Annotated in this window: 22 protein-coding genes and 2 pseudogenes; 5 read left to right on the plus strand and 19 right to left on the minus strand. The window is 61.9% G+C overall.

Features of this window, described 5'->3' with window-relative positions; genetic code table 11:
- Nucleotides 1-523: 523 nt before the first annotated feature.
- The 9 genes and pseudogenes from DT068_RS21225 to DT068_RS21265 all read right to left on the minus strand — a co-directional run.
- Nucleotides 524-658: pseudogene (locus DT068_RS21225) on the minus strand (alpha/beta hydrolase); the annotation flags it as partial.
- A gap of 60 nt (nt 659-718) precedes the next feature.
- A complete protein-coding gene (locus DT068_RS21230) occupies nt 719-1,042 on the minus strand; it encodes a type II toxin-antitoxin system RelE/ParE family toxin (RefSeq protein WP_119391904.1) in 324 nt (107 codons plus the stop codon).
- Nucleotides 1,043-1,049: 7 nt separating this feature from the next.
- Nucleotides 1,050-1,322, minus strand: a complete 273-nt coding sequence (locus DT068_RS21235) for a type II toxin-antitoxin system Phd/YefM family antitoxin (protein WP_119391905.1) — start codon at nt 1,320-1,322, stop codon at nt 1,050-1,052.
- Nucleotides 1,323-2,003: 681 nt separating this feature from the next.
- On the minus strand, nt 2,004-2,573 hold the full coding sequence (locus DT068_RS21240) for an ATP-dependent Clp protease proteolytic subunit (protein ID WP_119391906.1): 570 nt from the start codon (nt 2,571-2,573) through the stop codon (nt 2,004-2,006).
- Between the two features lie 88 nt (nt 2,574-2,661).
- Nucleotides 2,662-3,595: pseudogene (locus DT068_RS21245) on the minus strand (IS1595 family transposase).
- An 82-nt stretch (nt 3,596-3,677) separates the two neighbouring features.
- Complete coding sequence (locus DT068_RS21250) at nt 3,678-4,109, minus strand: copper chaperone PCu(A)C (protein ID WP_119391907.1); 432 nt, start codon at nt 4,107-4,109, stop codon at nt 3,678-3,680.
- A gap of 4 nt (nt 4,110-4,113) precedes the next feature.
- The gene (locus DT068_RS21255; protein WP_368904929.1) at nt 4,114-5,223 is read right to left on the minus strand and encodes a nickel/cobalt transporter; all 1,110 of its coding nucleotides are present in this window, start codon (nt 5,221-5,223) and stop codon (nt 4,114-4,116) included.
- The gene (locus DT068_RS21260) at nt 5,220-5,885 is read right to left on the minus strand and encodes a DUF1007 family protein (RefSeq protein ID WP_119391908.1); all 666 of its coding nucleotides are present in this window, start codon (nt 5,883-5,885) and stop codon (nt 5,220-5,222) included. The genes DT068_RS21255 and DT068_RS21260 overlap by 4 nt, the downstream gene beginning before the upstream one ends.
- Nucleotides 5,886-5,979: 94 nt before the next feature.
- Nucleotides 5,980-6,975 carry a zinc ABC transporter substrate-binding protein gene (locus tag DT068_RS21265; protein WP_368904931.1) on the minus strand — a complete coding sequence of 332 codons (996 nt, stop codon included), beginning with the start codon at nt 6,973-6,975 and terminating at the stop codon, nt 5,980-5,982.
- A gap of 146 nt (nt 6,976-7,121) precedes the next feature.
- Here DT068_RS21265 and DT068_RS21270 point away from each other — a divergent pair, with 146 nt between their 5' ends.
- The gene (locus DT068_RS21270) at nt 7,122-7,844 is read left to right on the plus strand and encodes a cytochrome c biogenesis CcdA family protein (RefSeq protein ID WP_119391910.1); all 723 of its coding nucleotides are present in this window, start codon (nt 7,122-7,124) and stop codon (nt 7,842-7,844) included.
- A gap of 352 nt (nt 7,845-8,196) precedes the next feature.
- Here DT068_RS21270 and DT068_RS21275 read toward each other — a convergent pair whose 3' ends face one another.
- From DT068_RS21275 to nthA, 6 genes are read right to left on the minus strand one after another with little or no spacing between them, the layout of a single operon-like run.
- On the minus strand, nt 8,197-8,418 hold the full coding sequence (locus DT068_RS21275; protein ID WP_119391911.1) for a hypothetical protein: 222 nt from the start codon (nt 8,416-8,418) through the stop codon (nt 8,197-8,199).
- A gap of 27 nt (nt 8,419-8,445) precedes the next feature.
- Entirely contained in the window at nt 8,446-8,844 is a 399-nt protein-coding gene (locus tag DT068_RS21280; RefSeq protein ID WP_119391912.1) for a hypothetical protein, read from the minus strand.
- 9 nt (nt 8,845-8,853) lie between these two features.
- Entirely contained in the window at nt 8,854-9,165 is a 312-nt protein-coding gene (locus DT068_RS21285; RefSeq protein WP_368904933.1) for a nitrile hydratase accessory protein, read from the minus strand.
- Nucleotides 9,152-9,808, minus strand: a complete 657-nt coding sequence (gene nthB, locus DT068_RS21290) for a nitrile hydratase subunit beta (RefSeq protein ID WP_119391913.1) — start codon at nt 9,806-9,808, stop codon at nt 9,152-9,154. Before nthB (DT068_RS21290) ends, DT068_RS21285 begins: the two co-directional genes overlap by 14 nt.
- Before the next feature lie 15 nt (nt 9,809-9,823).
- Nucleotides 9,824-10,483 (minus strand): nitrile hydratase subunit beta, encoded by a 660-nt coding sequence (gene nthB / locus DT068_RS21295; RefSeq protein WP_119391914.1) that lies wholly within the window; start codon nt 10,481-10,483, stop codon nt 9,824-9,826.
- Nucleotides 10,480-11,103, minus strand: a complete 624-nt coding sequence (nthA, locus tag DT068_RS21300) for a nitrile hydratase subunit alpha (RefSeq protein WP_119391915.1) — start codon at nt 11,101-11,103, stop codon at nt 10,480-10,482. The genes nthB (DT068_RS21295) and nthA overlap by 4 nt, the downstream gene beginning before the upstream one ends.
- A 59-nt stretch (nt 11,104-11,162) precedes the next feature.
- On the opposite strand from nthA, the gene DT068_RS21305 reads away from it, so the two are divergent.
- Both DT068_RS21305 and DT068_RS21310 read left to right on the plus strand, forming a co-directional pair.
- Nucleotides 11,163-11,840 carry a haloacid dehalogenase type II gene (locus tag DT068_RS21305; RefSeq protein ID WP_119391916.1) on the plus strand — a complete coding sequence of 226 codons (678 nt, stop codon included), beginning with the start codon at nt 11,163-11,165 and terminating at the stop codon, nt 11,838-11,840.
- Between the two features lie 11 nt (nt 11,841-11,851).
- The gene (locus DT068_RS21310; protein ID WP_119391917.1) at nt 11,852-12,406 is read left to right on the plus strand and encodes a DUF1349 domain-containing protein; all 555 of its coding nucleotides are present in this window, start codon (nt 11,852-11,854) and stop codon (nt 12,404-12,406) included.
- A 247-nt stretch (nt 12,407-12,653) separates the two neighbouring features.
- Here DT068_RS21310 and DT068_RS21315 read toward each other — a convergent pair whose 3' ends face one another.
- Nucleotides 12,654-13,433 carry a gamma-glutamyl-gamma-aminobutyrate hydrolase family protein gene (locus DT068_RS21315; RefSeq protein WP_119392102.1) on the minus strand — a complete coding sequence of 260 codons (780 nt, stop codon included), beginning with the start codon at nt 13,431-13,433 and terminating at the stop codon, nt 12,654-12,656.
- A 190-nt stretch (nt 13,434-13,623) separates the two neighbouring features.
- Between DT068_RS21315 and DT068_RS21320 the strand changes: the two genes are divergently transcribed.
- Nucleotides 13,624-14,823, plus strand: coding sequence for an acyl-CoA dehydrogenase family protein (locus tag DT068_RS21320; protein ID WP_119391918.1), 1,200 nt, complete (start codon nt 13,624-13,626; stop codon nt 14,821-14,823).
- Nucleotides 14,824-14,966: 143 nt separating this feature from the next.
- On the opposite strand, the gene DT068_RS21325 is transcribed toward DT068_RS21320, so the two are convergent.
- The 3 genes from DT068_RS21325 to DT068_RS21335 all read right to left on the minus strand — a co-directional run bounded on the left by DT068_RS21325 (nt 14,967) and on the right by DT068_RS21335 (nt 17,418).
- Nucleotides 14,967-15,260 (minus strand): Dabb family protein, encoded by a 294-nt coding sequence (locus DT068_RS21325; protein WP_119391919.1) that lies wholly within the window; start codon nt 15,258-15,260, stop codon nt 14,967-14,969.
- A 65-nt stretch (nt 15,261-15,325) separates the two neighbouring features.
- Complete coding sequence (chrA, locus tag DT068_RS21330) at nt 15,326-16,627, minus strand: chromate efflux transporter (RefSeq protein ID WP_162914354.1); 1,302 nt, start codon at nt 16,625-16,627, stop codon at nt 15,326-15,328.
- Complete coding sequence (locus tag DT068_RS21335) at nt 16,600-17,418, minus strand: chromate resistance protein ChrB domain-containing protein (protein ID WP_119391920.1); 819 nt, start codon at nt 17,416-17,418, stop codon at nt 16,600-16,602. The genes chrA and DT068_RS21335 overlap by 28 nt, the downstream gene beginning before the upstream one ends.
- A gap of 236 nt (nt 17,419-17,654) precedes the next feature.
- On the opposite strand from DT068_RS21335, the gene DT068_RS21340 reads away from it, so the two are divergent.
- Nucleotides 17,655-21,149 (plus strand): indolepyruvate ferredoxin oxidoreductase family protein, encoded by a 3,495-nt coding sequence (locus DT068_RS21340; protein ID WP_119391921.1) that lies wholly within the window; start codon nt 17,655-17,657, stop codon nt 21,147-21,149.
- Nucleotides 21,150-21,393 lie beyond the last annotated feature (244 nt).

A 21,393-nucleotide genomic window follows, 5' to 3' on the forward strand; every position in this document is an offset into this window, starting at 1 on the left:
CTGTCGTTAGTTCCTCGGAGATCCATCGCAGCCTCCATTCGACAGGAATCCCACAACTAACTGATTCTCTGAGACTTTAGTCCGTGACCTTCTGACTCAGTAATGAAAAACGAGTGGTAAATGCACAACGGAAGGAATCCTTCCCTTGTGCATGCCATCATTGCTCGTGACCCGGATACAGGGAATTACAGGGAAATACAGGGAATAATCGTAAAAAATTCCCGGCCTGAGCAATATCAAGCAGTTGGCTGTCCCGAGTGCAGAATAACAGGGAATCCTCTGCCGGATTGTCGATGAACGCCGTCTCGGCAGATTTTCCTGAAATCAGCCTCTGAAGTCCTATGTCTGATCAATCGGTTCCGGCACCGGGCTGACCCCTCGCGCGCGGATATTCCAGACTGATATTTTCCAAATCACCACCGCTCGGCCCACGATTGCAAGGGCCACTTTCAGAAAAACGCTATGGTGCATGGCTCTCAACGGATTGGGCATGAGGAAGGCCCGCTCGATGAGGTCTTCGTCAGCCCGAAGCGGAGATGACGACGCCACCCCAGGAGTGCCCCACCAGAACGACGGGTCCGGCCTGCATGTCGAGCGCTCGCCACGTGGCGGCAACGCCGTCGGCCAGAGAACTCAATGGGTTCTGGGCCGACACGACCAAATGACGGCAGCTACATGCCGATGGCTCGCGGTGTTCGTCAAGGATCGCCTCAGGAAATCAGCGCAGCAATCGGCGCTCGAGAAAGCTTTGCATGTCTCGGCGCCCATCGACGATACAATAGACCGTCACGTCGCTGCCGGTGACGCGGTAGATGATCCTGTATGGCTTGTAGTGAGCTTCGCGGTAGTCAGCGATGCCGATGCCGACCAACTCCTTCGGGATATTGCCACGCTCGGGCATGTCGGCAAGCCTTCGGCAGGCGTCATCAAGTGCTTCGAGAACCCGGTCAGCGCTCACGAGCGAATCGTGGCGGGCGATATGGCGGTAAATATCCTCGACGTCGCGCTCGGCGCTGTCCGTCAGCAGGACGCGATAGCGCATCGCGGAATCAGTCCTTCAGGCGACCGCGAACGCGCTTGAAGGCTTCATCAACAGGCCGGATCCTGCCCGCTTCGATCTCTTTGTTCGTCAGCGCCAGTACCTTGAGAAGCGCCAAAGTCTCCTGCGTCTCCTCGTAGCGACCGACATCCTGGAGAACCGCTTTGGCCTCGCCGTGCAAGGTTATGATGACCGGCGCCTCGCCTCCGGCCAAGCCGCGAATGACCTCTGGAGCATGTGCTTTGAGGTAGCTGATTGGCTTCACGCGTCCGGAAAGTTTCATGGCGGCGGCACCTCTTTCGACCGAAATATGGTCTAAAGATAGTCCAGGTCAAGGGACCATTGGGCAATTATATACTTGACAAAGCAGCAACTTCGGACGGTACCTAAATACCTCGCGTGACAGGCCGACCGTGTAATACTTGTGTTGTTTTGTATTACAAAGTTGATTGTACAGACATTGGGGAATGCCCGTACATTCAGGAATTGTGGAGCGGGCGGGAATCGAACCCGAACGGCGAGGATAGGAAGCCAGCCTAGGCACCAGCCCTTCCCGCCCCACAAAATGACCGGAAGCCCGTTCGATGGACTGGGACTTCCGGGGGCCCGTAATGGGCTCACCAGTCTCCGGGCTGCGGTGAGCGGGGTGTGAGAGCTTAACGGGCGACTCACCCCCTCCATCGCGGAGACAAGCGAAACTGATAGCGATTGCCTGCGTCACGCGGCGATTCGTTTGGTGATTATGCGCGGTATCCACAGCCCACGGACTAATATTCATCTGGGTACGGCCTGATTCCGTTAATGAAATCCTTGTGAACAACCGACATGGCGAAAAAGCAGCCTTATGACGCCCTTAAGACGCCCGAACCTGAAAATCAGGAATTTGAGCGGGTTGTCCACAAGCTGTTGAAAACGCCCCACAAGCCCCACGCTACAGGGGAGAAGACGGCGAGGCCGAATGCACCTAAGCGGAAGCGACCTTCGGCATCGAATCCCTAGCAATACACGGCTCCCCCTTAGTCCCGGCGAGGCCTACCTTAACCGCCGTCACTGCGTCGATGAGCGTCGGTTGATCGAAAAGCTTGTCCAGATCGAACCCATGCTTGGCAAGGTCGGTTTCGTTCTCAATGACGCATCGCTGCCAACCGGCAGTGGCCTTCAATTGAATGGACGCTTCTTGGACGACGAGGTCGGGGATTGCCCCGTCACCAAAGTTCCAAGTGTGTTGGTGAAAAAGAAAGCGCGCGTTTTCGGAAACGAATCGGCGTTGCTTGGGGACTGCCAGGAAAACGGGAATAGCGATGCTCGATACCGCACCGATTGCGTGCATGCTGATTCGGAGAGGCAACGCGCGGAGATAGGTAAAGAGGGCAATGCCATCCTCTCCCCAACCGCCGTGGCTGGCGAAGAGGATCGTTACACTGGTGGAGCCCTCGTTCACGATGTCGTTGAGCTGATGTCGAAGGGCATTGCTAGCCGGCGGCTCAATCGGTCCGTAGAAAGACAAATATCTGTCGGCTGGAATGGTGTTCATGCGCCTTCCCCGTCCCTGGAAAGGGTAAGCCTAGCGTTTCTTCCGCATATTGTGGAGTCGGCGCGCCAGCTGCTTGTTCGTCTTTGGCTTAACCAACTGTCCTATACATTAGACGCTTTCCGCCGATGCCCTTCAAAGCCATCATGGTGCGCGGGCGGTATCTGAATAGCCGAGCTTCACGCGGTAGTTGTAGCGAAAGTCAAACTCAGCAAGATAGCGATGTAAAGGGGCTTCACCGCAATGCTGATACGTGCCGTGCATCCCGCGCTTGAAGATGTTCCACACGTTTTCGACGGTGTTTGTGTGAACGGTGCCGCGCACATATTCGTCATCAACGTGGCGCACGGTTTCGTGCTTCTTGAGTTCGTTGTCCACCATGACGTAAATCTTGCTTTCGTCAGTGTTCAAGTTTGACTTGCGCGAAGCATTGGTGTCGATGATGTCATGCACTTGGTCAGCGGTAGCGCGGTGAATGGTGCGAACGTTGCCGCCGCGCTCGACAAGGCCAAGCACCGCGCGCTTGTGAGCGGGACCACGCCCGCCCTTTGTGTACGGGGGTAATACTTGGAGCGCTTGCGCGGCGTTTCGAGCTTACCGAAATACGTTTCGTCTGCTTCGAGGGTCTTTCCTTCGCCGCCAAGAGGGCCAGGATTGCTTTCGGCCATCGCCGCACGAATGCGGTGCGCCATGAACCACGCCGTCTTGTAGGTAAGGCCAAGCATGCGGCCAAGCTGTTGGGCGCTGATGCCCTTCTTTGATGATGTCATGAGGAACGTCGCATGAAGCCACTTGTTCAGCGGTATTTTTGAACGCTCGAAAACTGTTCCGACCGTTACCGTAAATTGTTCACGGCAAGCGTTGCATTGGTAGACGCCGGGCCGATGAGCCTTACCCGCCAAGCCCGTAGCATCGGCAATCGAGCTGCAATGCGTGCAGATCGGGCCGTCTGGCCAGCGTTGGGCCTCAAGAAAGGCCCGGGCCTTGTCGGCATCGGTGAAGATCGGATCGTCTAGCTTAACCAAGGGCTCAACCTCTGTGCCCGTCAGTTTGGCCAATGGTTATGCTTTGTCAAGTATATAATTGGCAACCATTGGGTCGCAAGGATTAGTGGCCGGCGCCGTCCTCGACGATCACGTCGACGACCGTCTCTCCGGCATTCAGGAAATCGAGCGTCATCTCGAAGCGATCGCCGGGCTTGAGCGGCCTGACGAGTCCGATGAGGCGCAGGTGCCGCGCGGTCTTGCGCATGGCGACCGGCTTGCCCGGAAGCAGCTCGACCGATTTGAGGGCGGGATCGTCATAGCGGTTGTTCTGGCGCAATTCGATCATCGTGCAGATTGGCGAGCGGGCGGCCACCAGCTCATCGGCGTCCTGGCCGCGATTGGAGATGGGGACGAAGACCTGGGTCTCGTTCGATTGCGACGGCAGGCCCCAGACATGGCCGATGGCGATCTGGCCGAGCTTGAAGGAATGCGCCGAAGCGCCTCGCGCGGCGGTGGCCGACAGGGCCATGATGAGAAAGAGGCGGCGGTGCATCGGCCTACATCATCGTGTTGGTGGTGAAGAGCGAACCCCAGAACATGATGGCGCCTAAGGCCAGGATGACGAGACCGCCGCCCAAGCGCAAACCGAAGGCAGCGTAACCGAGCCAGGCCGCATCGCGCTTGGCGAGGCTGATCGCCAGCTTCTTCGAATAGACTGCGATGGTAGCGATGATCGAGACCGTGATCGCCGTGCCGAGCGCCATGATAAATGTCGAGGTAATGCCGGCCCAATAGATGCCGATGAAATTGGCGGAGACCAGGACAAGAAGTGCGCCGGTACAGGGCCTGATGCCGACGGCAAAGGCGAGGGAAAATGCTTTGGTCATGGACCATTCACCCTTGACCTGGCGCGCCGTCGGGACATGGGCATGGCCGCAGTCGCAGTGCGCATCATGATCGTGATTATGTGCGTGATGGTCATGATGCGCGTGGCCATGATGGTCGTGATGATGACCGGGATGGTCGTGATGGAGATGTCCATGATCATGTCCGCTGTGAGCATGCGCAACTTCATGGTTATGCGGACGCAGCGCCGTCCAGATGAGATAGGCACCCATCAAGCCGATGAGGGCATAGCTGGCACTTTCGAGGAAGCCGCCAACATCGCGAGCGGTCGAGCCGACCGCGGTCACCAACAGCAACAGAGTACTTATAACCATAATGGCGGTCAGAGCCTGGATCACCGCGCTCATGAAGGCGATGAGGATGCCGCGGCGCAGCTCGTTCTCGGTGGCAAGTAGCCAGGCGGAGATCACCGTCTTACCATGGCCCGGTCCTGCGGCGTGAAAAACACCATAACCGAAACTTAGAAGGATCAAAGTGGTAGCGGCAGCGAAGGACGATTGTGCCTTCAGCTGCTTTATGGAATTGTCCATAGCGCCATAAAAATTGCGTTGCTGGATCATGATCCATAGAGCGGGATCACTCCAGAAGGGCGGAGCCTTAAACGTGCCGTCGGCATTGCGCGGCGGCACCAGCAATTTGCGCTGGTCGATCCTGGGCGCGGTCGTGCCCTGCTGGTCCTGTGCAAAGCCCTGGGTCGGCAGCACCGCGGCCACGAGGCATAGCAGCATCAGGCCGGCGAGAAGCCGGGCAATCAATTTCATTTGTCGCATATGACGAGCGCCGGCTGCGCGAACAGGCCGCCGAAATCCTCATCATCCGGCGGCTTCCAGTCGGTGCCCTTGGTGGAGAGCATCTGGCGCGTCTGGTCGAGCTCCTGATCGGACACGACCGGCTTCACCGCGACGCGGCAGCCCTGCGGGATGCTGCCCACGATGCCAACCGGATCATCCTGGACATAGTCCATGGCGATGAAGAATTCCGGGTCATAGATCTTGTACTGGAATTCGGCGTTTTTCGGATCTACCGGGCTCGACAGCGGCACGGTGAAATGCAGCGCGAGCTTTCCGTTGCTGTAGATCTGGCCATAGTCGACCGGATCCGTGATGGCGACGACCTTGCCATCGACGCGCGGCACGACGAAATAATTGTAGTCCTTGAGCGACTTCAGGTTCTCCTGGGTCAGGGGCTCGAGCTCCGACTGGCTGTAGACGCCATCGCCATTGGCATCGAGGCCGTCCAGCGCCACCTGCGCATAGCCGTCATCGAAGGTCCATTCGACGGCGATGCCGCTGACTTCCGCCTTGTCGTTGAAGACCATATAGGAGCGCATGCTGATCCAGACATGGGGATGGGCACTCGCCTGGCCGGCACAAAGCAGGCTCATTGCCGTCGCCATCGCCGCCGTCACCAGACTCTGCCGCATCCCGTGCTCTTTCCTGTCATGCCCGAAAAGAAGGGATGATGGGGGAATGCGGCGGAAAAGTGAAGTTACGCTTCTGTAAAAGGGGTCAGTCTGATCAATTGTCGCGGGTGGCAAGGCAGGAGGTCAGCGCCGTCACGAAATTGCGCATCATGCCGGCATAGGCTTGCGGCCCCTTGGGTTCCCTGGCCCCCAGGCCGTCCAGCACCGCGGGCCTCGCCTTGGTGCCTTCGATGACCGTGTCGACATATCCCGATTCGAATTGCGGCTCGGCGAAGACGCAGACCGCATTGGTCGCAACGATGCGGTCATGGATCTCCTTGATGCGCCGGGCGCCGGGCATCACTTCCGGGTTGATGGTGATGCTGCCGGCCGGCGACATCCCGAAGCGGGCCTCGAAATACTGATAGGCGTCGTGGAAGACGATGTAGCGCCTCTCGCGCACCGGCGCCACGGCGGCCGTGATCTCGGTGGACAGCGCATCGAGGCTTGCCGCGAAGGCCCTGGCATTCGCCTCGTATTTCGCGGCATTTTCCGCATCGATCTCGCTTAGCGCCTTGGCGAGCTCGCTGGCGATCACCTTGGCGTTCCCGGGATCCATCCAGATATGCGGGTCGGCGCCACCATGGTCATGGTCGTGATCATGGTCTTCCGCATGGTCTTCCGCGTGATCTTCCGCATGGTCCGTATGGGCTGCGTCCTCCTCGCCCTCATGGTCATGCGACTCCCACAGATCGCCGCTGCGCACCGGCAAGGTGGTGATGCCCGGCAGCTCGGCGGCTTCCATGAGCTTCTTCCTGGCGATGTCGGGATTCTTGAGCGCCTTGGCGAGGAAGGATTCGAGATTGTCGCCGACGACCATGATGAGATCGGCATTCTGCATGGCCTCGACCTGGGACGGGGTCAGCTGCGCGGTGTGCTCGGAGACCGCGGCATCGAGCAGCAATTCCGGCTCGGCGATGCCCGCCATCACATTCGACGCGATGGAATGGATCGGCTTGATCGTCGCCACCACGCGCGGGGCGGCAAGAACCGGGGCCGTGAATGAAGTGGCAAAAAGCAAGGCCAAGGCAAGTCGGATGGTCGCGGGCACATTGATCTCCTGTAATATTATAACATAACAATAGTAAATTCACGGCAAAGTCAAGTGACGGTGTTTTGACAGGCTGCGGCCTTTCGTGAGTTGTGCGTCCTCGCGCGAACCGCCAAGTTGCGCGCGATGCGATTTGCGAGGTCTTAGTGTTCACCATCCTGACGGCCTTCCTCGGCGGGCTCCTGAGCTTCCTCAGCCCTTGCGTGCTGCCGCTGGTGCCGCCCTATCTGTGCTTCATCACCGGCGCCTCGCTCGATGACCTGACCGACGAGCAGGCGATCTCGCGCAAGCGCACCTTGCTCGCCGCTCTCGCTTTCGTGCTCGGCTTCTCGAGCGTGTTCGTGCTGCTCGGCGCCACGGCCTCGGCCGCCGGGCAGGTCGTGCGCGACTACCTGCCGCTCCTCGCCAAGGTGGCCGGCGTCTTCATCATCCTCATGGGCCTGCATTTCCTGGGCGTGTTCCGCTTCGCCCTCATCAACCGCGAGAAGCGCTATCACCAGGAGACGCGGCCGGCGGGATTGATCGGCGCCTATGCGGTGGGGCTCGCCTTCGCCTTCGGCTGGACGCCCTGCATCGGGCCGGTGCTCGCCACCATTCTCGCGGTCGCGGCGTCCGAGGACAGTGTCGGGCGCGGCGCCTTCCTGCTCGCGGTCTATTCGCTGGGGCTCGGCGTGCCGTTCCTCCTCGCCGCCCTCGCGGTCGAGCGCTTCCTCGAATTCATCAAGCGCTTCGCCAAGCATCTCGATATGGTCGAGAAGGCGATGGGCGTGCTCCTCATCCTCGCCGGCCTCGCCTTCCTCACCGGCCTGCACCAGAATTTCGCCTATTGGCTGCTCGAGACGTTTCCGATCTTCAGCCGGATCGGATAGTCAAATCGAGGGGCGGTGATGAAAACGGACTCCGGGAACGAGACAGTCTTTGCGATTCTCAGGCGACGCGCATTGGGGATTTACGCCCAGCTGTTCGTTGTAACTCTTGCTACAATGCTCCTGATGGCGTTGTTCAGAAGCGTCTTTCCCTGGTTTGTTGGCATGGTGCTCTTGGGCATCATCGGCATAAGAGCGAGAAAGAAAGTGTCCTGCCCATATTGTGATGGAAATGACCCGATAGGAGCATTCCATCGGCAATGGAATAATCCATTCCGTTTGCTGCGGGATTGTCGACGGTGCAAGACAGGGTTGGATGCTCCTTTCGATCCCTCGATGAAGATACAGCCTTGAGTCAGAGCTGCTCCGCAGAAAAGCGCGCCATGAGATGCGCTTCCCGCCGGTTGATGATGGCGCTCTTCTTCAGATGCGAGCGCTCGAGGCGGATGGTGAATTCAGTCAGCGATGGAAAGCCTTCCGCCGTCGTCAGCTCGCGCATATCCGCCGTGACGCTGCTTTTCATCATGACCGAGATCACCGTATTGGTGTCGTCCTCGGTACGCACGGCGACGGGCAAGGGAAGAGCGGCACGGCACAGCGGGTATCACGGCGTCCTTTCGGAAAAGGCGAGTGTTACTTCGTTAAATTTCACCTCAACGGATCTTCCTGGAGACAGGCTGTGGTATATTCCATAGACCTTCAGGGCCTCTTCGATTATTTTTGCTGTCTGCCGTTTTTCTTGCGCTGATGAAAATTCGTGGCTCTTGATTTCCGGATAAGTAATGCCTCCGATTTTTCTGATCACGCATTCTATGATTTCGCTGTCTTTCCCAACGAATCGATAGTTTGCCCAGAACAGTATGTTGCGGTCTCTGACTTTTAGGACGAAAAATGCTTCATCATACGTGATTTTGATATGATTCAGCTCCAATCCACGTTCGCGATCGATTGTTGTCCTGGCTGGCAGTCCGAATTTGTCGACCATTGGTTCGATAGTGAACATGAATACTCGCTAAGAAATGCTGTTTGCCTTACTCAGCTCGATCGGCTTGCCATGCGGGGTCGCCCTCGCGGCGCGGTCCCAGGCGTCGATGCGGGCGAGGCGTTCCTTCCCCGTCATCATCTGCTTCGCCTCGACGATCTTCTCCAGCGCCGCGAGCCAGCATTCGTAATAGCTGCGCGTTCCCTGCACCGCGATCTCAGCGCCCAGCGCCTCGGCCCATTCCGTCCAGGTGAAGAGGCCTTTGCCGTTGAGGCTTACCGTCATGGCGAAGGCCTGGGCTTCCCAGGGCTCGTTGAAGACCGGATCGTCAGGCGGGTTCAAGATAGGCCTCCCATAGATCGGCGGACACCGTGTCCTTCGGATGGCGCGCGTCGCCCCAAATATCGCGCGCGGCGAACCGCACGGTATAGAGGGCCTGCGGGTTCTCGCCCTGGCCATGCGCATTGCTGTCGGGGAAAACATGCGTGCCATGCAGGGTCACGATCTCACCCACATGGCCGCGCAGATAGCGCGGCAGGCGCGTATGCGTCACCGGGTGCATGTTCTTCGCGCGCACCCTGTCGCCCGGCTTGAAGCGCGGCGTCGTCGCGGCGCGAGAGGAAGGCCCGCCTTTGGCCAGCACCGCCGCCACATCCCTGGCGAGAAGCTTACCGGCCACTTTCTTCGCCGCCACCTTCATCCTGCCGGATGAGACCTCATCCTCGGTGACGAGGCCCGCGGCGAGCATGAGCTTGATGAGGCCGGCGATCCAGATCTCGTAATAGCTCGAGCCCAGATACTGCGCCGGGGATAAGCTTTCGCGCGCATGGCGCGAGATGTCGATATTCCATTGGCGCGTGGCGCCCATAGCGAGCGTCAAGGCCAGCGCCTTCTTCTCCCAGGGCGCATGGAAGATGGGCTCGTCCTTCTCGGGCGCCACCGGGCCGAAGCCCATCTGGCCGCCCAGATCCTGCGGGCCGTTCATCTTGCGTCTCCTTCGTCAGGCCGGTTCAAGATAGGGCTCCCACAGATCGGCCGATATCGTATCCTGCGGATGGGCTGCCTTCCCCCAGACCTCGCTTGCGGAGAAGCTCACCGTGTAAAGCGGGTGCGGATCCTCGCCCTTTCCATGGGCATTGCTGTCGGGAAAGACATGCGTCCCGTGCAGGCGGGTGATCTCGCCCACATGGCCGCGCAGATAGAGCGGCAATCTCGTATGGCCTTGAGGATGCATGTTGCGCGTGCGCACCTTGTCGCCTTGCGCGTAGCGCGGCGGCTTGGCGGTGTCCCTCGTGACCGGATCGCCTTTGGCGAGGACATCGGCCAGGTCCCTGGCCAGAAGCTTGCCCCTGACCTTCTTCGCCGGCACCATCATCCTGCCCGATGCAAGCTCCTCGGGCGTGACAAGGCCGGCCGAGGTCATGAGGTCGGCAAGGCCCGCGATCCAGATCTCGTAATAACTCATGGACAGATAGCGTGCCGGCGGAATGCGCTCATTGGCATGGCGCGACATATCGAGGGTCCATTCCCCGGTCGAGTCCATGCCGGAAGTCACCGCCATGGCGCGGCGCTCCCAGTCGGCGTGGAAGACCGGCTCGTCCTTTTCCGGCCTGACCGGGCCGAAGCCCATCCGGCCGCCCAGATCATGCGGGCCGTTCATGCAGCGGCGCGCGGCAGGCCGGTGCCGATCATCGAATCGCGGGTGACGATCCGGGCGAGCTTCTCCTCGCTCCAGCCTTCCGTGCCCTGGGGCCGCATGGGCAGGACGAGATAGCGGATCTCGGCGGTCGAATCCCACACGCTGATCGCCGTCGTTTCAGGAAGGGTCACGCCGAACTCGGCCAGCACGCCTCTCGGATCGATCACCGCGCGCGAGCGGTAGGGCGGCGCCTTGTACCAGACCGGCGGCAGGCCCAGCACCGTCCAGGGATAGCAGGAGCACAGAGTGCAGACGACGAGGTTATGCGTCTCGGGCGTGTTCTCGACCGCCACCATATGCTCGCCCTGGCGGCCGGTATAGCCCAAGGAAGCGATGGCCGCGGTCGCGTCCTTGAGGAGCCAGGCCTTATAGGCCGGGTCGCTCCAGGCCCTGGCGACGACATGGGCGCCATTGCGCGGGCCGATCTTCGTCTCATAGGTCTCGACAATGGCATCGAGCGCCTCGGGGTCGATATAGCCCTTCTCGGTGAGGAGCGATTCCAGCGCCTTCACCCTGAGCGCGATGGGCGACAGGGCCGAGCCCTCGTCGTGGTCGTGATCGTGGTCGTGGTCATGCGGCATTGTGTTTCTCTCCAAGGCCGCTAGCATAAGCTGGAGAAGTCGGGGAGAGAAGCCGTCCAATGGCGAAATTCGAGGGCATCAGAGCCTGCGTCTTCGACGCCTATGGCACGCTGTTCGACGTCCATGCGCCGGTGGCGAAGCTTGCCGCGGAAATCGGCGAAAAGGCCGACGCGCTGTCGAAACTGTGGCGCCAGAAGCAGCTCGAATATTCCTGGCTCAGAAGCCTGATGGGCGTCCATGCCGATTTCTGGCATGTGACCGGCGATGCGCTCGATTATGCGCTGGCCTTCCACGGCATCGACGATCCGGGACTCAAGGACGAGCTCATGGTCCTCTATCTCAAGCTCGATGCCTATCCGGACGCAAAGCCGGCGCTGGAGGCGATCAAGTCGCGCAACCTGCGCACCGCGATCCTCTCCAATGGCAGTCCCTCGATGCTCGATGCCGCGGTGCGCTCGGCCGGCCTCGACAAGCTTCTCGATGAGGTGCTCTCGGTCGAGGATGTCGGCATCTACAAGCCGAGCCGGCGCGTCTACCGCCTCGCGATGCAGAAATTCGTCATCCATGACGCGCCCGCCATCTGCTTCGTCTCGTCCAATTGCTGGGATGCGCAGGCGGCGGCGCAGTTCGGCTTCCAGGTGGCACGCGTCGATCGCTTCGGCTTGCCGGACGACAAGATACCGGGCAAGCCTCGCGCCCTGATCAAATCGCTCGGCGAATTGCCCGACCTTCTGTAGGAACCTCGCTCATGAAATGGCTCAACGAACCGCGCGAATGGCGGGCGGATGGTGGAAATCTCTCTCTCGTCACCGGGGACAAGACCGATTTCTGGCAGGAGACCTTCAACGGATGGCGCAATGACAATGGCCATTTCTATTACCGGGAGATGGAGGCTGAGTTTTCGGCCGATGTCGTGTTCTCGGCGCAGTATGAAACGCAATATGACCAGGCCGGCCTGATGCTGCGCTTGGGACCGAATGACTGGATCAAGGCCGGCGTCGAATTCGCCCATGGCCGCGCGGCACTGAGCTCGGTGGTCACCAAGGGCCAGTCCGACTGGGCCATCGCGACGCAAATTGCGCCAGGGGACCCGATCCATTTGCGCCTGACCCGTCTCAACAATGCGGTCTGTGTGCAGTGGAAGGATGGCGGTGCATTCCAGACCCTGCGGCTCACGACATTCGCCGTGCCGGGCAAGGTCATGGTCGGCCCCATGGCCTGCTCGCCCATGCGCGCCGGCCTCAAGGTCGCGTTCGAGGATTTCAAGGTGGGCCCCGCGGTGGATTTCACCGCGGAGGTCTGATTCTCCCTCCACCGCCGACCTTGCTCCGCCGAAGCGAAGCCTCGGCTTCGCGAAGGCGAGAGGCGGGGAGGGTGGCGCGCGGAACGCGCGACGGGTGGGGTCTCTATGCGAAGAAGGTCTGTCAGGAAACGCACTTGTCAGCTGTGCAGGCCAATTGTCGGACATCTGTCGGCTGAGACACCCCACCCGGTCTCCGCTTCGCTCCGACCACCCTCCCCGCGCTTTGCGCGGCGGAGGGAGATAGCCTCTAACTCGCCCTTGCCAGCTTTTCGTTCATGCGGCGGGCCGCATGCAGGCGCACCGCATCGCCAAAGGCCTTGAACAGCTTGACCGAGTCGGGATTGTCCGCGGCCTTGTATTCGGGATGCCACTGGGTGCCGATGGCAAAGGCCTTGGCGCCCTTGACCGAAACGGCTTCGACGATGCCGTCAGGGGAGCGCCCCTCGGCAACAAGGCCCGGCGCCAGCCGGGATATGCCCTGGCGGTGCAGGCTGTTCACCATGATCTCGCGCTTGCCCAGGATGGTTTCGAACTGGCCGCCGGGCGTGAGCGCCAGCGCATGGACGGGACCATATTTGACATCCATGTCCTCGACCTTGCGCGAGCGGTGGTCGAGCCGGCCTTCGCCGCGCTGCAGCTCGGCCTCGAGCGTGCCGCCCATCACGACATTGAGCTCCTGGAAGCCGCGGCAGATGCAGAAAAGCGGCATGCCGCGGTCGATGACGGCGCGGATCAGCTTCAATGTGAGCTTGTCACGGTGATGGTCATAGGGCTCGTGATCGACGGTGGGCTCGCCGCCATAATGGGGCGGATGGACATTGGAGACGGCGCCCGTCATCAGGATGCCGTCGAAATGATCGAGCAGCGCCGAGAGGTCCATGGCCTCGGCGATGGCGGGGATCATCACCGGCAGGCATTGCGCCACATCCGAGACGGCGCGCACATATTTGTCGCCGAGGGAGTGGAAGAGGAGGTTCTTTTCCTCGTAGGTGTCGGAGGGGAGGCCGACCAGGGGGTGTCTGATCATGATGGGAAACAGATACCCTAGAATGCGCGGAAAATCCATGGCACGCTCATTATTGCATGCGAAATCTACACCTTAACCCCAGGCGAAAGCCGGGACCCCGTAAATTCTTTCCCCGCGATCAGCGCGGCCCGGATTGCACTTGTTCAATGGGTCGCGGCTTTCGCCGGGATGACGGTTGCGGGAGTTGACCATGGACTTCACTCTTTCTCCCGATATCGAGGCGCTCCGCCGCAAGACCCGCGACTTCGTCGAGGCTGAGCTTCTGCCGCTCGAAAGCCGTCCCGACATCTATGACGAATTCGAGAATATCAGGCTCGACCGGCTGGAGGAGGTGCGGGCCAAGGCGAAGCAGGCCGGCCTGTGGGCGCCGCAAATGCCGAAGGCGCGGGGCGGGCTGGAGCTCCCGGTCGTGGGCTGGGCGGCGGTCTATGAGGAAGCCAACCGCTCGATCTTCGGGCCGGCGGCGCTCAATTGCGCGGCACCCGATGACGGCAATATGAACGTGCTCAACAAGGTGCTGAGCGAGGCGCAGAAGGACAAGTGGCTGCAGCCGATCATCGACGGGAAACTGCGCTCGTCCTTCGCCATGACGGAGCCGGCGCCGGGCTCAGGCTCCGATCCCGGCGGCATGATGCTGACCAGGGCCGAGAAGAAAGGCGGGCGCTATGTGATCCATGGGCGCAAATGGTTCATCTCGGGCGCCGCCGCGGCGAAGCATTTCATCCTCATCGCGCGCACATCCGGTGATGCGCGCCGCGGGCTCACGGCCTTCCTCTATCATGGCGATGATCCCGGCTGGCGGATCGTGCGGCGCATCGACATCATGGGGCCGCAAGAGCATGGCGGCGTGTGCGAGCTCGACTTCGACGGGCTCGAGATCCCGGAAGAGAACCGGCTGCTCGGGGAAGGCGACGGCCTCAAGCTCACGCAATTGCGCTTAGGCCCGGCGCGGCTCACCCATTGCATGCGCTGGCTCGGCCTTGCCAGGAAAAGCCTCGCCATCGCGCGAGAGCATGTGAAGGAGCGCATGGCTTTCGGCATGAAGCTCGCCGATCACGAGTCGGTGCAGATGATGCTGGGCGAGGTCGCCAAGGACATCGAGGTCGGCCGTCTCCTCACCATGAAGGCGGCCTGGAAGCTCGACCAGGGCGGGAAGGCGCAGAGCGAGGTCTCGATGGCCAAGATCCATGTCGCCGACACGCTGCACAAGGCCGCCGATACCGCGGTCCAGCTTCTCGGCGCCAAGGGCTATTCGAAGGACACGCTGCTCGACTGGATCTATCGCTATGCCCGCGCCGCCCGCCTCATCGACGGTGCGTCGGAAGTGCACCGCATGCTGATCGCACGGGCGCTCGCCAAGCAGGGCGATGATTTCTGGAAGTGGGGCTAGGCACGGCCCTCATGCTGAGGTGCGAGCGCAGCGAGCCTCGAAGCATGATCCAGGTATATCGGTCTTGCCGCTTGCCACCCTTCGAGGGCCGCTGCGCGGCCACCTCAGGGTGAGGGTTTTGTGGGAAGACACTCGGCCGGCATCTAGGCCAGCGGCACATAGTCGATCTCGAGGAACTTCTCGACCTCCGGGATCCAGCGGTCGCGCACGAAGGCGACGTGATCGGGGTGATCATTGTAGCCCGAATAGGCCTTCTGGTCGGCGAACTCCATCGAGAAGCCGAAATGATAGTCGTTCTTGGGGCTGACCTGGCGCAGCTGCTCGAAGGCCTGGACGCCCGGTATGGAAGCCAGCAGATTTGCATCGCTCAGAAACTTCTTCTCGGCGGCCGAGCCCTTCGGGTGCTTCAGCCGGAAAACGACGGTGTGACGGATCATGATGTTGCCCCTGTTGCCCGTTGAGCGGGGGAGCTTAGGGGCAAGATCATGCCGTGGAAAGCCGTTTAGAGCAGGGTCTTCCAGACCGCGCCGATCACGGCGCAGATGAGGAGCGTGCGCAATATCCCCTGATGAAAGACGAACAAGGCGGCGGCCGCGATGAGGGAGAGGATGAGCGCCGGCGCGTCGAGACTGCGAATGACCGGCACGAGGCCGAAGCTCGTGCGCTCGAGCAAGCCGAACAGCACATGCAGACCGAACCAGACGGTGAGGTTCAGGATGACGCCGACCACAGCAGCCGTCACCGCGGCCAGCGCACCTGACAGACGCGGCATGTTCTGCAGGCGCTCGATATAGGGGGCACCCACCATGATCCACAGGAAGCAGGGGACGAAAGTCATCCACAGCGTGATGGCGGCCGCGGCCACGCCGCCCCACAGCCCGCCGGCCAGGCGATAGCCCGCCATATAGCCCACGAATTCGGTGACGAGGATCAAAGGTCCGGGCGTCGTCTCGGCAAGTCCCAGCCCGTCGATCATCTCCTCCGGCTTGAGCCAGCCGAAAGTCTCGACCGCCTGCTGCGCCATGTAGCTCAGGACCGCATAGGCCCCGCCAAAGGTGACGACCGCGAGCTTGGAGAAGAACAGGCCGACCTGCGCGAAGACATGGTTCGGGCCGAAGCCGAGGATGATCAGCGCCAGGGGCACGAGCCAGAGCGCGAGCCACAAGGATAAAGTCGCAAGCGACCGGCGCCAGGGTATCGGCGTCGTTGCCGCCGCGACGGACCGGGGTGCCCTCGTCCGGAAGTAGCCGAAGAGGGCAGCGGCAAGGATGATGAGCGGGAAGGGCACGCTGAACACATAAAGGGCGAAAAAGGCCGCTGCGGCGATCCACCAGTCGCTCGCATGTTTGAGGGCGCGCCGCGCCACGCGCAGCAGCGCCTCGATGACGATGGCGAGCACCGCCGCCTTGACGCCGAAGAAGAGGGCCGCGACCAGCGGCACTTCGCCGAAAGTGGCATAGATCATCGACAGAGCGAGGACGACGAGCGCTCCCGGCAGGACGAAGAGCGTGCCGGCCGCGAGGCCGCCCCGCCAGCCATGCAGCGACCAGCCGGCATAGGTCGCGAGCTGCATCGCTTCCGGCCCCGGCAGCAGCATGCAGAAATTGAGCGCCGCCAGATAGCGCTTCTCGTCCAGCCACTTCTTCTCATCGACGAGGGCGCGATGCATCAGCGCGATCTGGCCGGCCGGACCGCCGAAGGAGAGGACGCCGATCTTCGCCCAGGTGTTGAGTGCCTCGGCGAAGCTCGGCGCGTTTGCCGGTTGTGTCGGGAGCGTCAGGGCTTCGGCTTGTTGGTCGGCCAATTGTGGGTCTCCTCGGTCGCGTCGCGGCACCAGCGGTAGAAGGCGTCATAGAGCAGCATGCCGGCTTCGAGCTGCTGCAGGTCATCGGCATACATGCGCGACAGGCCAAGCGAGGCGGCGAGCAGGCCCGCCGATTCGGGCGCCAGATCGAGGCGGGCCGTATCGGCGCCCCTGACAATGGTGGCGAGGCGCTGCAGCGGCTCCGTCGTCAGGCCGAATTCCTCGATCATCGTGTCGAAGGTGCATTTCTCGCCGCGATGGCTCCAGAAGGTGTTCTCGATGTCGAAGGGCGTCGCGCTGAAGCGCTCGCCGACGGTCACGACCTCGCTCGGCGCCACGAACAGGAAGACGGCCTCGGGGTCGAGGAAGCGCCGGATCAGCCAGGGACAGGCAATGCGGTCGACCTTGGGTCTCGCCCGCGTCACCCAGACGGTGCGGCCCTTGCCGTCGCGGCGCGGCAGTTTGGCGTCGGGGATGAGCGGCAGGTCCGATTTCAACCAGGCCTCGAAGCCGTCTTCGAGGACACTGGCCTCCTTGCCGAGATGGCGCAGCCAGGCGGCGGTGCCGTGGCTGAGCTTGAGGCCCTTCTGGCAGATGACGACGGCGGAGGCGCCGCCGAGCTCGCTGCCCCAGCTTTCGGCGAGGGGGTGGGGCCGCCAGACCGAGCCCGGTATCAGGCGCGGATCCAGGGCAAAATCCTCATCGGTGCGGACATCGATGAGGTGGGGGCATTTGGGCAGGCCGATGAGGCGAGCCAATTTGTCGACAGCTATGGTGTTGGGTGATGGCATGGGCGTCCTCCGGACAAAAACCAGGACGCGATGCTTCGGCATGTAGCCTTGTGGGGTGATCGCTTCGCCCCATGGGTGCAATTAGGCGCGTCTTGGGCACCGAGTCAAGCCATGCGCGCAAGTCCATTGCGCGGCAACCCGCCGGCGCGACAGCGCGTTGCCAATGCTGCGCTGCTTCCGCGGCGGTATTTCTTTTTTGGCCAGCAATACCTACCTTATTGTCGTTGGGCCCATGGATGGTAGAGTCTGAGGCCATGACTCGGAAGTCGGCGTCCCTCGACGACAAATATGATCTGACCAAGGACCGGATCTTCATTTCGGGGCCCCAGGTCATGGTGCGCGCCACCCTCGCCCAGAAGGCGCTCGACCGCGAGGCCGGCCTCAACACCGCAGGCTATATCACAGGCTATCGCGGCTCGCCGGTGGGTGGTGTCGACCAGGCCTTCCAGCGCGCCGAGGCAAAGCTCGCCCCGCAGGACATCAAGTTCCATCCCGGCCTCAATGAGGACCTTGCCGCCACCGCGGTGTGGGGCACCCAGCAGGCCGAGATGTGGGGCGAGGGCGCCTATGACGGCGTCTTCAGCATCTGGTACGGCAAGGGCCCCGGCGTCGACCGCTCGGGCGACGTGCTGCGCCACGCCAATGCGGCGGGCACCTCCAGGCATGGCGGCGTGCTGGTGATGGCCGGTGACGACCATGGGGCGGAATCCTCCACCGTGCCGCATCAGAGCGAGATCGCACTTCTCGATGCCATGATCCCGATCCTCAACCCGGCCGGGCTGCAGGAGCTTTACGACTATTCGATCTATGGCTGGGCGCTGTCGCGCTTCGCCGGCACCTGGGTGGGCGTCAAATGCCTGCATGACACGGTCGAATCGACCGGCGTCATCGAGGGTGGCCTGCACCGCATCCGCCCGAAGGTGCCCAAGGATTTCAAGATGCCGCCCGGCGGCCTCAATATCAGGCCGAATGACGACCGCCACGACCAGGAGAAGCGTCTCCACAATTTCAAGCGCCAGGCGGCGGTCGCGTTCGCGCGCGCCAACGGGCTCAACGAGATCGTCTTCCGCGGCGGCCCCAAGCCCAAGATCGGCATTGCCAGCGTCGGCAAGAGCTATCTCGACACGCGCCAGGCGCTGGAAGAGCTCGGCATCGATGAGGCGATGGCGGCGAAGATCGGCCTCAGGCTTCTCAAGATCGGGCTGATCTGGCCGCTCGATTCGGCGATCATGCATGAATTCGCCGACGGGCTCGAGCTCATCATCTGCGTGGAAGAAAAGCGCGACCTGCTCGAGACGCATGTGCGCGAATTGCTGTTCAACGACAGGAAGCATGCGATCATCGTCGGCAAGAAGGACGAGCAGGGCGACGATCTGTTCCCGGTCTATGGCACGCTGGAGCCCAACCAGATCGCCATCGCCATTGCCGAGCGCATCCTGGCGCGCAAGCACTGGGCGCCCGTCGCCGAAAATCTCGATGTGATCAAAGGCGTGCAGAGCCGCCTCAGCAACGCGCCCGATCTCCTGTCGCGCACGCCCTATTTCTGCGCCGGCTGCCCGCATAATTCATCGACCGTCCTGCCCGAGGGTGCGCGCGGCTATGCCGGCATAGGCTGCCACTGGATGGTGCAGGCCATGCCTCAGCGCAACACCCATGGCTCGACGCAGATGGGCGGCGAGGGCGCCAACTGGGTCGGCGAAGCGCCGTTCTCGAAGCGCAACCACATTTTCCAGAATCTCGGCGACGGCACCTATAATCATTCGGGCCTCCTCGCCATCCGCGCGGCGCTCGCGTCGGATGCGAACATCACCTACAAGATCCTCTACAACGACGCGGTCGCCATGACCGGCGGCCAGGCGCATGACGGCAAGCTCAGCGTGCCCCTCATCGCCGCGCAGGTGCGCGCCGAAGGCGTCGAGCGCATCGCCGTCGTTTCCGACGAACCTGACAAGCATTCTGCAAGCGCCTTTCCCGCCCATGTCAGCTTCCACCATCGCGACGATCTCAATGCGGTGCAGAAGGAGTTCATGGGCGTCAAGGGAACCTCGGTCATCATCTATGACCAGACCTGCGCTGCCGAGAAGCGCCGCCGGCGCAAGCGCGGCGAGTTCCCCGACCCCAACAAGCGCGTCTTCATCAACGAGCTCGTCTGCGAAGGCTGCGGCGATTGCGGGGTGCAGTCGAACTGCGTCGCCATCGCGCCGGTCGAGACGGTGTTCGGGCGCAAGCGCCAGATCGACCAGTCGGCCTGCAACAAGGACTATTCCTGCGTCAAAGGCTTCTGCCCGAGCTTCGTCACCGTCGAGGGCGGCGAACTCATCCGCGGCCTCGATGCGAAAAGCCTGCCGGGCGGGGGCGCCGTCTTCCCGGTGCTGCCGGAACCGAGCCTGCCCAGGCTCGCCCGGCCCTGGGCGATCATGGTCACCGGCATCGGCGGCACCGGCGTCATCACCATCGGCCATATTCTCGGCATGGCGGCGCATCTCGAGGGCAAGGGCAGCGGCATCATCGACATGGTGGGCCTGTCGCAGAAGAACGGCGCGGTGGTGAGCCATCTCAAGATCGCGGCGAAGCCTGAGGATATTTCCGCGGTGCGCATCGCAGCCGGTGGCGCCGATCTCATTCTGGGCTGCGACCTCGTCACCTCTGCGGCTGAAAAGGTGCTGGCCGGCGCCTCGCCCGAGCGCACCCATGCCGTGCTGAATATCGCCGAGATCATGCCGGCATCCTTCACCCAGAAGGCCGATCTCAGGATTCCGGCGGAAGAGATGCGGCTCAAGATCGAGACCAGGGTGTTGCGCGATGCGGCGCATACGATCGATGCCACCCATATCGCGACGGCGCTGCTCGGCGATTCGATCGCCAGCAACCTCTTCACTTTGGGTTTCGCCTATCAGAAGGGCCTGATCCCGCTTAGCGCCCAGTCGATCGAGGAGGCGATCCGCCTCAATGGCCAGGCGGTGAAGATGAATCTCGACGCCTTCCTGTGGGGCCGGCGCGCCGCCCATAATCCTGCCGCGGTGGAGAAGATCATCGCGCCGCGCCAGGCGAAGGCGACGGAAGAAACACTGGATGAGATGGTGGCCCGGCGCGAAGCCTTCCTCACCGGCTATCAGGATGCGGCCTATGCCTCGCAATATGCCGAGTTCGTGGCCAAGGTGCGCCAGCGCGAGATGGAGGTTTCACCCAAATCGACCGTGCTCAGCCGCGCCGTGGCGCGCTATCTCTTCAAGCTCATGGCCTATAAGGACGAGTATGAGGTGGCGCGGCTTTATACCGACGGGACATTCGACGCTGAGTTGCGCAAGCGCTTCAAGGGCGGCCGGCTTACCTTCCATCTGGCGCCGCCACTGCTCGCCAAGGCCGATCCGGTGACGGGCGTGCCGCGCAAGATGACCTTCGGCCCGTGGATGAAGCGCGCCTTCGGCGTGCTGGCTTATTTCAAATTCCTGCGCGGCACGGCCTTCGATCCCTTCGGGCGCAGCCATGAGCGCCGGCAGGAGCGCGCGCTGATCGGCGAATACAAGGCGGTGATCGACGAGCTCCTGGCCGCGCTGACGCCGAAGAACCTGGCGCTGGCCGCCGAGATCGCCGCCATTCCGGAACAGATCCGCGGCTATGGCCATGTCAAGGAGCGCCATCTCAGGCAGGCCAAGGCGCGGGAAGGCGAGTTGCTCGGCGCCTTCAGAAGCGGCAAGGCGAAGCTGCCGGCGGCGATCGCGGCGGAGTGATGAATTACACTCGCCCTTGCGGGGAGGGCAATCGCATTTGAAATTTCCGAAGCAGGCGAGTCACCTCCAATTTCCCCCTCGCCCGTTGCGAAGCAATGGGAGAGGGTGCCCGAAGGGCGGGTGAGGGCTCTTAGTCCCGATACTCAATTCTTTCAGAATCTCGCATACTTCGAGGAAGAGCCCTCATCCGCCCTTCGGGCACCTTCTCCCATCCTCCGGACGGGAGAAGGGGAAATGAAGAAGT

This window comes from Taklimakanibacter lacteus (assembly GCA_003576695.1).
Classification (GTDB): domain Bacteria; phylum Pseudomonadota; class Alphaproteobacteria; order Rhizobiales; family Aestuariivirgaceae; genus Taklimakanibacter; species Taklimakanibacter lacteus.